Annotated in this window: 10 protein-coding genes; all 10 read left to right on the top strand. The window is 71.6% G+C overall.

Features of this window, described 5'->3' with window-relative positions; translation table 11 throughout:
• Positions 1-102 precede the first annotated feature (102 nt).
• The 10 genes from CP970_RS02915 to CP970_RS02870 all read left to right on the top strand — a co-directional run bounded on the left by CP970_RS02915 (position 103) and on the right by CP970_RS02870 (position 12,567).
• A complete protein-coding gene (locus tag CP970_RS02915; protein ID WP_063806003.1) occupies positions 103-1,239 on the top strand; it encodes a prephenate dehydrogenase in 1,137 nt (378 codons plus the stop codon).
• Positions 1,240-1,414: 175 nt separating this feature from the next.
• On the top strand, positions 1,415-3,850 hold the full coding sequence (locus CP970_RS45930) for an aminotransferase class I/II-fold pyridoxal phosphate-dependent enzyme (protein ID WP_079043210.1): 2,436 nt from the start codon (positions 1,415-1,417) through the stop codon (positions 3,848-3,850).
• A gap of 97 nt (positions 3,851-3,947) precedes the next feature.
• Positions 3,948-5,021, top strand: a complete 1,074-nt coding sequence (gene dpgA, locus CP970_RS02905; RefSeq protein ID WP_055544333.1) for a 3,5-dihydroxyphenylacetyl-CoA synthase DpgA — start codon at positions 3,948-3,950, stop codon at positions 5,019-5,021.
• Positions 5,022-5,035: 14 nt separating this feature from the next.
• Positions 5,036-5,704 carry an enoyl-CoA-hydratase DpgB gene (dpgB, locus tag CP970_RS02900; protein ID WP_079043211.1) on the top strand — a complete coding sequence of 223 codons (669 nt, stop codon included), beginning with the start codon at positions 5,036-5,038 and terminating at the stop codon, positions 5,702-5,704.
• A gap of 98 nt (positions 5,705-5,802) precedes the next feature.
• Complete coding sequence (gene dpgC, locus CP970_RS02895) at positions 5,803-7,062, top strand: (3,5-dihydroxyphenyl)acetyl-CoA 1,2-dioxygenase DpgC (protein ID WP_191095034.1); 1,260 nt, start codon at positions 5,803-5,805, stop codon at positions 7,060-7,062.
• Positions 7,063-7,074: 12 nt separating this feature from the next.
• A complete protein-coding gene (locus tag CP970_RS02890; RefSeq protein ID WP_055544335.1) occupies positions 7,075-7,920 on the top strand; it encodes an alpha/beta fold hydrolase in 846 nt (281 codons plus the stop codon).
• Positions 7,921-7,957: 37 nt separating this feature from the next.
• Positions 7,958-8,182, top strand: coding sequence for an MbtH family protein (locus tag CP970_RS02885; RefSeq protein ID WP_055544336.1), 225 nt, complete (start codon positions 7,958-7,960; stop codon positions 8,180-8,182).
• Positions 8,183-8,230: 48 nt separating this feature from the next.
• The gene (locus CP970_RS02880) at positions 8,231-10,348 is read left to right on the top strand and encodes an ABC transporter ATP-binding protein (protein ID WP_055544337.1); all 2,118 of its coding nucleotides are present in this window, start codon (positions 8,231-8,233) and stop codon (positions 10,346-10,348) included.
• A 249-nt stretch (positions 10,349-10,597) separates the two neighbouring features.
• Positions 10,598-11,251 carry a response regulator transcription factor gene (locus CP970_RS02875; RefSeq protein ID WP_055544338.1) on the top strand — a complete coding sequence of 218 codons (654 nt, stop codon included), beginning with the start codon at positions 10,598-10,600 and terminating at the stop codon, positions 11,249-11,251.
• A gap of 14 nt (positions 11,252-11,265) precedes the next feature.
• Entirely contained in the window at positions 11,266-12,567 is a 1,302-nt protein-coding gene (locus tag CP970_RS02870; RefSeq protein WP_063806004.1) for a sensor histidine kinase, read from the top strand.
• Positions 12,568-12,595: the final 28 nt, after the last annotated feature.

The following is a 12,595-nucleotide window of genomic DNA, read 5'->3' as shown; positions in this document are numbered from 1 at the left end:
CGGGAAAGGCTCGGCGGCTTGGTGGGCGGGGCGTCACCTGCATAAAGTCGGGGGGCCTTTCGCTTTATGGCCGACGGCCTTTCGGACGGGGGAAGTCCTGTGATGCGCACCATGGCCGTCATCGGCACGGGCCTGATCGGCACGTCGGTCGCGCTCGCCGCGTGCGGGCGGGGCGTGACGGTGTACCTCTCCGACCGCACCGAGGCTGCCGCGAGGACGGCCGAGGCCCTCGGCGCCGGAGTGGCGGCCACGCCCGCGCAGCCGGTGGACCTGGCCGTCATCGCCGTACCGCCCAGCCAGGTCTGCGCCGTGCTCATCGAGGCACAGGAGCGCGGTCTCGCCCGCTGCTACACGGACGTGGCCAGCGTGAAGGCGGCCCCGGAGCGCGCCGCGCTGAGCCGCGCCCCCGCCCCCGACCGCTACATCGGCGGGCACCCCCTGGCGGGCCGGGAGCGCTCGGGCCCGCTCGCGGCCCGCGCCGAGCTGTTCCTCGACCGCAACTGGGTGCTCACCCCGTCCGCGCTGACCTCGGACGAGACCTTCGACCGGGCGCTCGAACTGGTGGAGCTGTGCGGTGCCGTTCCCGTCGTGATGCGCAGTCAGGAGCACGACGCCGCCGTCGCCGTGACCTCCCACGTACCGCACCTGATGGCCAGCCTGATCGCCGCCCGGCTGCGCGAAGGGCCCCCCGCGCTCTCCCTGGTCGCAGGTCAGGGACTGCGTGACGCCACCCGGATCGCGGGCGGCGACTCCCGGCTCTGGGGCGACATCCTGCGGTCCAACGCCCCGGCCGTCGCGGGCGTCCTCAAGGACCTGCACACCGATCTGTCCCGCCTCGTCCCCGCGCTCGACGCGCTCGCCGAGCCCGGCGGCGGGGACGGCGACCACGGGATGCGCACGCTCGTGGACCTCCTGGACCGGGGCATCTCGGGGCTCGCCGGGATTCCGGGGACCGGGCGGGCCGCGTCGGCGGGCGGCCACCGGGTACGGGTGGGCGTCCCCGATCGCCCCGGGGAGCTGGCCCGGCTCCTTGCCGCCGTCACGGAACTCGGCGTGGTGGCGGAGGACGCCGCCGTGGACGCGGGCGTGGACACGGGCGCGGACGGCGGCTCAGGGCTCGCCGCCCGGTTCACCGTGCCGCCGCCGGTCGCCGAGCGGATGGTGGCGGAGTTGCGCGCCGACGGGTGGGAGGCCGTACGCGAACACGGCGCCGCGCGGCTCCCTTCGCTGCGGGAATGAGGGAACAGGGGGAGCGGTGAACACCTCTGTTCCCCCGCGGTGTCCAGGTGCGTCCAGAGCTGTCCAAGTGCACGTTTCGGGCGGTTGGACGGCGTTGTTGGACTGTGGTGATTCATGTGAGTCTGAGCGGCAGATGAAACATTCTTGCTAACTGCCGGATGGCGGGGGGAAATACATGGCGGGACAGCGCTCCGACGGCTCCGCGCGGATTGCGCGAGGGTACGAAGGTAAGAGCGGGAAATCGGCTCCCGCGTCCGCTCCCGGCAATTCGGCGGCCAAGAGGAATCGTGGATCGAGCGGCCAGCACGGTTCCAGCGGTGGTCTGGGCCCGGGCAACCCCGGCGATCACCTGCCGACCGGGGACCACCTCCCGGCCACCGGGCCGGAGCGCGCCTCCGTCGCCAACCGTGCGTTGTTCGACCGCATCGGCCTGCGCCAGTGCACCCCGCGCAATCCCGGCCCGCCCGATACCGGCGTGAAGATCCTCGACAGGGTGTGGGCGGCGCCCCTGGTCGTCGGCCCGCTGGACGCACCGGCGCGTCCTGGCGGCGAGTTCGCCGTCGTCCAGGCCGCGGGGACGGCCGGACTCCCGGCCGTGATCAGCGCCTTCGCCGAACGCACCTTCGCCGAGCTGGCCTCGGCCACCGACGCCCCGCTGTGGCTGCGCACCTACGCCTTCGCCGACCGGGACACGGCACGTCGGCTCGCCGGGCAGGCCGAGGACGCCGGGATCGGCGCGCTCCTCCTCGCCGTCGGCGACCGCGACGACATCCGCCTCAGGCGCGTGGCGGCCCCCGTCAACCTCGGCTGGCAGGGCCCGGTCGCCGACGTGCACGCCCTGCTCGGCGCCACCGCCGACTGGTCCGACGTGACCGGCCTGCGCGCGGTCACCGGCCTGCCGCTGCTCGTCGCGGGTGTCCACGGCGCCGCCGACGCGCTGCGCGCCCTGGAGAGCGGCGCCGACGGGATCGTGGTCGACGCCCTGGAGGCGCTGCCCGAGATCGCGCGGACCGTGGCGGGGCGCTGTCCCCTCCTGCTGAGCGGCGGCGTGCGGCGCGGCGCGGACGTCCTGGCCGCGCTCGCCTCGGGCGCCGACGCGGTGTTCGCGGGACGCCCGGTCCTCGACGGGCTGCGAGCCGGTGGGCGCGCGGGCGTCACGGAGGCACTGGACGGTCTCGTACGGGAGTTGGGCGAGGCGATGGCGTTCACGGGGACCGGCACGGCAGCCGACATCGCACCCGGTCTGATCAGGACCGCGCACCGGGCGCCGGACGCGCCGCGGTCCGCGGGCACCAGGACCGTGGCCCTTCGCAAGTCCGAACTGCACGCCAGCGTCCGTGATCCCGTCCTGGACACGATGACCTTCCTCAACGAGATCACCTCCCGCTATCCGGACGCGATCTCCTTCGCGCCGGGGCGCCCGTACGACGGCTTCTTCGACAGCGAGCAGATCTTCAGCCATCTGCGCCGCTACCTCAACCACCTCGCGGAGCAGGGGAGTTCACCGCAGGACATCCGCACCGCGATGTACCAGTACGGGCCCACCGCCGGGCAGATCCGCGAGATCATCGCCGACTCGCTGCGCGTCGACGAGAACATCGACGTGCCCGCCGAGTCCGTCGTGGTGACGGTCGGCGCCCAGGAGGCGATGCTCCTGGTGCTGCGCGCGCTCATCAGCGGGCCCGACGACGTACTCCTGGTCTCCAGCCCCTGCTACGTGGGGATCGCGGGCGCGGCCCGGCTCCTGGACATCCCCGTCACCCCGGTCGAGGAGCGCGCGGACGGCGTCTCCTGCGCCGATCTGGAGGCGGTGCTCAGGGCCGAGAAGGCACGCGGCCGACGACCCCGCGCCTTCTACGTCGTACCCGACCACTCCAATCCCTCGGGCACCACGATGGGCGAGACGGCCCGTGCCGAACTGCTCGACCTCGCCGCCCGGCACGACATCCTCATCCTGGAGGACAGCCCCTACCGGCTGGTCAGCCCGGGGCCGCCGCTGCCGACCCTGAAGTCCATGGACCGCGCACACGCGGTCGTGCACCTGGGCTCGTTCTCCAAGACGGTCTTCCCGGGCGCCCGGGTCGGCTTCGTGATCGCCGACCAGCCCGTCGTCGACGACCGCGGCCGCACCGGGCTGCTCGCCGACGAACTCGCCAAGATCAAGAGCATGGTGACGGTCAACACGTCCTCGCTCAGCCAGGCCGCCGTCGCGGGCACGCTGCTCGCGGCGGGCGGCCGGGTCTCGGAGCTGAACGCGGCGGCCTCCCAGTACTACGGCGACGCCATGCGGGCCACGCTCAGGGAGTTGGACACCCGCCTGCCGAGCGAGCGCAGGGACGCGCTGGGTGTGCGGTGGAACGAACCCACCGGCGGCTTCTTCCTGACCGTCCACGTGCCCTTCCGCGCGGACAACGCGGCGCTGACCAGGTCGGCTCAGGACTTCGGCGTCATCTGGACGCCGATGACGTACTTCCATCCCGGTGGCGGCGGCCTGCACGGCATGCGCCTGTCCACCAGCTATCTGACGCCCGCCCAGATCGCGGAGGGCACCGCGAGGCTCGTGCGCTTCATCGAGGCCGAGGCTGAGGCCGCTTCCGCGGACGTGACGTGACGTGAGACGAGACGAGACGAAGGGACAGAACAGTGACGAGCATCAGCACCGCCCGGCCACCGCGCAGTCAGCGCCGCAGGTGGGGGTGGACCTTCCGATGACCACCGACACCGCACTCCTCGGCGTGGGCACGGCCGTCACGGCCACCTCCTACTCCCAGCCGGAAGTACTCGACGCGTTCGGGATCACCGATCCCAAGGTCCGCTCCGTCTTCCTGAACAGCGCGATCGAGCGCCGCAACCTCACGCTGCCGCCCCCGGACGCCCACGGCGTACGGCACTCCGAGGAACAGGGCGACCTGCTCGACAAGCACAAGGCGCTGGCCCTGGAGATGGGCGGCGAGGCGCTGCGCTCCTGCCTCAAGGAGATCGGGGCGGAACTCGCCGACGTGCGGCACCTGTGCTGCGTGACGTCCACCGGTCTGCTCACCCCCGGCCTCAGCGCCCTGCTGATCCGCGAGTTGGGCCTCGACCGGCACTGCGCCAGGACCGACATCGTCGGCATGGGCTGCAACGCGGGGCTGAACGCCCTCGGTGTGGTCGCCGGTTGGTCCGTGGCGCATCCGGGTGAGCTCGCCGTCGTTCTGTGCGTGGAGGCGTGCTCCGCCGCGTACGCGGTGGACAACACCATGCGTACGGCGGTCGTCAACAGCCTCTTCGGCGACGGGGCCGCGGCCGTGGCGCTGCGCTCCGACCCGGACGTGACGGCACGTCAGGACCGCACGGTGGCCGCCCCTTCCGTCCTGAAGTTCGCCAGCTGTGTCATCCCCGAAGCGGTCGACGCCATGCGCTACGACTGGGACCGCGAGCAGAGCAGGTTCAGCTTCTACCTCGACCCGCAGATCCCCTATGTGGTGGGCGCGCACGCCGAACTCGTCGTGGACCGGCTGCTCACGGGCACCGGACTGCGCAGGAGCGACATCCGGCACTGGCTGGTGCACTCCGGCGGCAAGAAGGTCATCGACGCCGTCGTCGTCAACCTCGGCCTGACCCGGCACGACGTGCGGCACACCGTCGGCGTGCTGCGCGACCACGGGAACGTGTCCAGCGGCTCGTTCCTGTTCTCCTACGAACGCCTCCTCGAAGAGGGCGTCGCCCGGCCCGGCGAGTACGGAGTGCTCATGACCATGGGGCCGGGCTCCACGATCGAGACCGCGCTGATCCGATGGTGAGGACGGAACGGGTTATGGAACCCCTGTACACACTGGAGATCGACGGCTCCGTGCCGCTGTCGCCCGCCGCCGTCAAGGCCGTCGCGGCGCTCTGCGACCGGACCGAGGACCGGGCGGGCCGCGGCCTCGTGGTCGTCCACGTCACCGGAGCCCCGGCCGGTGACCGGCCGGACGGACTCGACGTCTCGCTGGTCACCAAGTGGGAGCGCGCCCTGCGGCGCCTGGAACGGCTGCCCGCGCCCACCGTCGCGGTGGCCGAAGGAGCGTGCGGAGGGACCGCGCTCGACGCGTTCCTCGCCGCCGACGTGCGCGTGGCCACGCCGGACACCCGGCTGCTCGTACCGCGCGACACCACCGCCACCTGGCCCGGCATGGCCGCCTACCGACTGGTCCAGCTGGCAGGCGTGGCAGGGGTCCGCAAGGCCGTCCTCTTCGGCCGCCCGATCGAGGCGGCGGCGGCCCTCGCGCTCGGCATCGCCGACGAGATCGCCGACGACCCGAAGGACGCGCTCGCCGCCGCGGCCGAGCTGACCGACGGCCTCTCGGGACAAGAGGTCGCGATCCGGCGGCAGTTGCTGTTCGACGCCGCGACGACCGGCTTCGAGGACGCCCTCGGCGCGCACCTGGCCGCCTGCGACCGCACCCTGCGGCAGGGCGCGGCGAAGGAGGCGGCGGCCTCATGACGACGGTGCTGCCCGCGCGGCGCGCCCGCGAGGACGTCGTCGACGCCTGGACGCGGCTCTCCGCCGCGTCCGGCGCGGTCGCCCGCGCGGCGGACCTGATGGCGTCCTTGCCGGCCCCGCCCGCGCGCACACCCGGGCAACGGGCCGCGATCGCCGCCGCCAAGGAGGCGGCCCGCGCGCTGCGCACCCGCTTCATGGACGTGTACGCCGACGCGGTGTATGACCGGCTCACCGCCGACCGCACCCTGGATCTGCGCATCGCCGAACTCCTCGATGCGGCAGCGGCCGAACTCCCCGGCCTGGTGCCGGACTCCGCGCGCCTCGCGGCCGAACGGAGCAGGCCCCAGGCCGCGAAGGAGGGCGACGAGATCGACCAGGGCATCTTCCTGCGCGCGGTGCTCCGCTCGCCGACCGCGGGCCCGCACCTGCTCGACGCCATGCTCCGGCCCACCCCACGGGCGCTGCGGCTGCTGCCCGGATTCACCAGGACGGGACTGGTGGAGATGGACGCCGTACGCCTGGAGCGCCGCGCGGACGGCGTAGCCAGGATCACCCTGTGCCGGGGCGACTGCCTCAACGCGGAGGACAGCGCGCAGGTCGACGACATGGAGACCGCCGTCGACCTGGCCCTGCTCGATCCGGCCGTACGCGTGGGACTGCTGCGCGGCGGAGAGATGAGCCATCCGCGCTACCGGGGCAGGCGCGTGTTCAGCGCGGGCATCAACCTCAAGAGCCTCAGCTCCGGCGACATCCCGCTGGTCGGGTTCCTGCTCCGCCGTGAACTCGGCTACCTCCACAAGATCGTCCGCGGTGTGCTCACCGACCACCCCGGACAGTGGCACTCGCCCCGCGTCGAGAAGCCGTGGGTCGCCGCCGTGGACGGCTTCGCGATCGGCGGCGGCACGCAGGTGCTCCTGGTCTGCGACCACGTACTCGCCGCGTCCGACGCCTACTTGAGCCTGCCCGCGGCGAAGGAGGGCATCATCCCCGGCGTCGCCAACTTTCGGTTCACGCGGTACGTCGGCCCGCGCCCGGCCCGCCAGGTCATCCTGGAGGGTCGCAGGATCCGCGCGAGCGAACCCGACGCCCGGCTCCTCGTGGACGAGGTCGTGGAGCCCGAGGAGATGGACGCCGCCGTCGAGCGGAGCCTGCGGCGCCTGGACGGCGAAGCGGTGCTCGCCAACCGCCGGATGCTGAACCTCGCCGAGGAGCCGTCCGACGCGTTTCGCGCGTACATGGCGGAGTTCGCGCTCCAGCAGGCGCTGCGGATCTACGGCCAGGACGTGATCGCCAAGGTCGGCAGGTTCGGCGCCACGCCGCCGGGCGGGCCCGCGCGAGTCGTGCCCGGCGGCGGGTGAGAGGAGACGTCGATGCCGATCGCCACACGCGACGGGATCAGCCTCGGCTACGAGGAGTACGGCACCGGCGAGCCCGTCGTCATGGTGACGGGCACCGGCGCGCCGGGACGGATGTGGCGCACCCACCAGGTGCCAGCCCTGATGGCGGCGGGCCACCGGGTGATCACCCTGGACAACCGGGGGATTCCGCCCAGCGACCCCTGCCCCGAGGGCTTCACCCTCGCCGACATGGCGGCGGACGTGGCCAGGGTCATCGAGCACGTGGGCGCCGGCCCCTGCCGGGTGGTCGGCTACTCGCTGGGCGCGATCGCCGTCCAGGAACTCCTGCTGGCCCGCCCCGGTCTCGTACGCCAGGCCGTCCTGATGGCGACCAGCGGGCGTACTGACGCGCTGACCGCCGCGATGACGGCCGCCGATCTGGAACTCGACGACGGGGACGGCAAGTTGCCGCCCCGCTTCGCCGCCTACGTGAAGGCGCTGCAGAACCTCTCGCCGCGCACCCTCAACAACGAGGAGCGACTGCGCGACTGGCTCGCCGTCTTCGAGATGTCCGCCGTGGACCCGGCGGGCGCGCGCGGCCAGCTCGGCCTCCAGCTCATCCCGGACCGCCGCCCCGCCTACCGGCGCATCACCACGCCGTGCCTCGTCATCGGATTCCAGGACGACCTGGTGGTGCGCCCGCACCTGTCCCGCGAGGTCGCGCGGTCCATTCCCGGCAGTTCCTATGCCGAGATCCCAGGGTGCGGCCACTACGGATATCTGGAGAACCCGGCAGCGGTGAATTCCGCGATCGTCGATTTCTTCGCCGGGGGCCGTCTGGACGGCCTTGTCGCTCCTCATAAGCCCCGGCTAGCGTGAAAACACGCTCTGCCGACGGAAATTGATCGGAGTTGTTATGCCGAACCCGTTCGACGACGAAAACGGCACCTTCCTCGTTCTCATCAACGACGAGAACCAGCACTCGCTCTGGCCCTCCTTCGCCGAGGTGCCCGCGGGCTGGAAGGCCGTCTTCGGAGAGGACACCCGGAAGGCCTGCCTCGACTACATCGAGGAGAACTGGACGGACATGCGTCCCAAGAGCCTCATCGAGGAAATGGACAAGTACGAAGCCGCCAGCTAGGCGAACCCCCGACCTGAACGACAACGAAAACAGGAGGTTTTCGTGGCCATGATCGGCGGCCCGGGGCCGATGGTGATACGGGGGATGGGTCCGGACGAGTCGGTGACCAGGCAGAAGATCAAAGCCGGCACGGCGAAACGAATCCTCCCCTACGCAAAACCGTACCGCGTCAACATAGTTCTCCTCGTGATCGTCACCGCGCTGAACGCAGCCAACGTGGTGGCCATGCCCATTCTGTTCAAGTACCTCATCGACGACGGCATTTCCAAGGGAAACACCTCCCTCGTCGTATGGATCTCCGTGGCGGTCGCGGGACTCGCACTGATCAGTGCGGCCGTGGGATTCGCGGAGGCCTGGTACTCGGGCCGGATCAGCGAGGGACTCATCTACGACCTGCGCACCAAGATCTTCGACCATGTGCAGCGCCAGCCACTGGCGTTCTTCACCCGCGCCCAGACCGGGTCCCTCGTCAGCAGGCTCAACACCGACGTGGTCGGCGCCCAACAGGCCGTCACCACCCTGCTGTCCACGGTGGTCTCCGCGGGGCTGACCCTGATCCTCGTCCTCGGCGCGATGTTCTACCTCTCCTGGGTGGTCACCCTGATCTCCCTGGTGGTCATCCCGCTGTTCATCCTGCCCGGCCGGATCGTCGGCCAGCGGCTCCAGCGCATCATGCGCGAGCACATGCAGGTCAACGCCGAGGTCGGCTCGTTCATGAACGAGCGCTTCAACGTCACGGGCGCGCTGCTCGCCAAGCTCTACGGACGGCCCGCCTCCGAGACGGGCCTGTTCTCCCGCCTCGCGGCCAAGGGACGCGACCTGGGGATCCTTACCTCCGTCTACGGCAGGATGCTCTTCCTGACGATGACGCTGGTCGGCTCGCTGGCCACGGCCCTCGTGTACGGCCTGGGCGGCAGCCTCGTCATCGAGGGCACCTTCCAGATCGGCACGCTCGTGGCGCTCGCGGTGCTCCTCACCCGGCTCATGGCGCCGATCAACCAGCTCTCCGGCGCCCACACCAGCCTGGTCACCGCGCTGGTCAGCTTCGACCGGCTCTTCGAGGTCCTCGACCTCAAGCCGCTGATCTCGGAGAAGCCCGACGCGGTGCCGCTCCCCTCGTCCGCCGACGGCGGCAGGACGGCACCCGAGATCCAGTTCGACGGGGTCTCCTTCCGCTACCCGAAGGCGTCCGACGTCTCGCTCGCCTCACTGGAGTCGATCGCGCTGCCCTCGCAGGAGCGCACCACGAACGCCTGGACGCTGCGCGACCTGAGCTTCACGGCGCCCGCGGGGAAACTGACCGCCCTCGTCGGCCCGTCGGGCGCGGGCAAGACGACCATGACCCACCTGGTGCCGCGGCTCTACGACCCGGTCGAGGGCGTCATCCGCATCGGCGGACACGACATCCGCGACGTGACGCTGAAGTCGCTCAACGACACCGTCGGCATGGTCACCCAGGACGCCCACCTCTTCCACGCGACCATCCGCGACAACCTCACCTACGCACGGCCCGACGCGACCGAACAGGAACTGATCGAGGCGTGCAGGGCCGCGCAGATCTGGCACCTCATCGAGTCGCTGCCGGACGGCTTCGACACGGTCGTCGGCGACCGCGGATACCGCCTGTCCGGCGGTGAGAAGCAGCGCATCGCCATGGCCAGGCTGCTCCTGAAGGCGCCGCCGATCGTCGTCCTCGACGAGGCCACCGCCCACCTCGACTCGGAGTCCGAGGCGGCCCTGCAACGCGCCCTCAAGACCGCGCTGCGCGGCCGGACCTCACTGGTGATCGCCCACCGGCTCTCCACCATCAGGGACGCCGACCAGATCCTGGTCATCGACGAGGGCCGGGTCCAGGAACGCGGCACCCACGAGGAGCTGCTCGCGCTCGACGGGCTCTACGCGGAGCTGTACCGCACGCAGTTCGCCCGCCAGAGCTCGGCCAACGGCGACGAACCGCGCCCGGAGCAGGTGCCCCAGCCGGTCGGCGGACCCATGCTGCACGGCGGACCCGACGGGCCCATGCCCGGCGGACCCGGCGGACCCGGACTCTTCCTGCTGCCGCTGGGCGAGGGACCGGGACCCGACGGAGGCGGCGGACCGGGTCCAGGACCGGGCGGGCCAGGACCGCGGATCATCGGCGGGCCGCCCCCGCCGCGGCAGGACTGACCTTGCGGCAGGACTGACCCGCACGCATACGGAAGCGCGGCATCCGCACCGTCGTCCGCGGCGGCACGGATGCCGCGCCGCCGTGCGGGGTACCTTGCTGCTGTATGTGCGCCGCTGTATGTGTTCCGCACACGACCGCGGCGGGCTGTGACCGCTACGTGACCTCGGCCCGGGCATCCTGTCAGCCAAGATCCGTGCCGTCGCCCGCTCAGCTCGGTCGCAACGCGCGCTTAGGTGGGGGGGTGAGCGGTGAGGGTGCTGGTGGTCGAGGACCATGCCGAACTGGCCGAATCGGTGGCCAGGGTGCTGCGCAGGGAGGGGATGGCGGTCGACGTCGTCTACGACGGCGAGGGCGCCCTGGAACGCACCTCGGTGGTGGACTACGACGTGGTCGTGCTCGACCGGGACCTGCCCGGCATCCACGGCGACGAGGTCTGCGGCGCCCTGGTCGAGGAACCCGCCCGTACCCGCGTGCTGATGCTGACGGCGTCGGGCACCATCGCCGACCGGGTGGAGGGCCTCACCCTCGGCGCGGACGACTACCTCCCCAAGCCCTTCGCCTACGCCGAACTGGTCGCCCGCATCAGGGCGGTGGCCCGGCGCTCGGCGACGGCGGTCCCGCCGGTCCTGGTCCACGGAGACCTGAGACTCGACCCCGCACAGCGGATCGCGACGCGCTCCGGGGATCGACTCGCGCTCACGCCCAAGGAGTTCGCGGTACTGGAGTACCTGCTCGCGGCCCAGGGGCGCGTCGTGTCGGCCGAGGAACTCCTGGAGCGGGTGTGGGACGAGGCGGCCGATCCGTTCACCACCACCGTCAAGGCCACGATCAACCGCCTGCGGTCGAAACTCGGCGCACCGCCCCTGGTCGAGACCGTGCCGCGCGGCGGGTACCGGATCTGAAGATGTGATGTGAGATGCCGATACGTCTGCCCAGCTCACCCCGCGTCACCCGGTCGCGCGCCGCGCTCGTGTCCCGGCTGCTGCCCCGCAGGGTCCGGATGCGGCTCACCCTGCTCTACGGACTGATGTTCGTCCTGTCGGGCGCGGTCCTGCTCACCATCACCTATCTGCTGGCCAACAGGCCCAACGGCTTCTTCCTGTTCAGCCGCGGCAGCGTCGGCGGGAACGCCTCGATGCCCGCGGACGGCGGCATCCATCTGTACCCGGACAGCATGGCGCCCAGCGCGGTGGGCGCCTTCGCCGAGGCACAGCGTCAGCAGGCCGTACGCCAGCACGCGGCCGAGATGCACGACCTGCTCATCGAGTCGGGCATCGCCCTGGCGATCATGTCGGTGATCGCGATCGGCCTCGGCTGGCTGATCGCGGGGCGGGTGCTGCGGCCGCTGCGCACCATGACGTCCAGCATCCAGCGGATCTCCGCGCGCAACGTCCACGAACGCCTCGCCGTCGGGGGCCCCGGCGACGAACTCAAGGACCTCGCGGACACCGTCGACGGGCTGCTCGGCCGCTTGGAGACGGCGCTCGACTCGCACAAACGGTTCGTGGCCAACGCGGCACATGAACTGCGTACGCCACTGACCGTGGAGCACGCGCTCCTGGAGGAGTCGCTGATCGACCGCGACGCGACCGTGGACTCCTTCCGGTCCAACTTCGAGCGCCTGCTCGTCCTCAGCGAGCAGCAGGCCAGGCTCCTGGAGTCCCTCCTCACCCTCTCCAGCAGCGAACGCGGCCCGGACCGCAGGGAGCCCCTCGACCTCGGCGAAGTGGCGGAGCAACTGGTGCTCGGCTGGCGCGCGGAGGCGCAGCGGCGCGGGCTGCGGGTGGACGCGGTGACCGCGCGGGCCGACATCTGGGGCGACGGCGCGCTGGTGGAGCGCCTGGTGGCCAACCTCCTGGACAACGCCCTGGGGTACAACGTGCCCGGCGGGTGGGTGAAGGTCGTCGTCGGCGTCGAGAGCGGCAACGCCGTCGTCCGCGTCTCCAACACGGGTCCGACGATTCCGCCGGACCGGGTAGGCCGACTCCTCGAACCCTTCCAGCGCCTCGACCGCAGCTCCGGAGACGGCCACCACGGCCTCGGCCTCTCGATCGTGCGCTCCATCGCCGTCGCGCACGGCGCGACCCTGCGCGCGGAGGCCAGGCCCGGGGGCGGTCTCGTCGTCGAGGTGTCCTTCCCGCCGCGCGCGGCGGACCAGCCCGTGAAGTACCACCACGGCCCGGGAACGCGTGAATTCGGTGTGACAGGAATCCGGTAGAGACGCAACCGGCGCGCTTTCCGGTGGC

The sequence above is a fragment of the Streptomyces kanamyceticus genome, assembly GCF_008704495.1.
GTDB lineage: Bacteria > Actinomycetota > Actinomycetes > Streptomycetales > Streptomycetaceae > Streptomyces > Streptomyces kanamyceticus.
The sequence above is the reverse complement of the archived record's forward strand: the minus strand, read 5'-3'. Positions and strand labels throughout refer to the sequence as shown.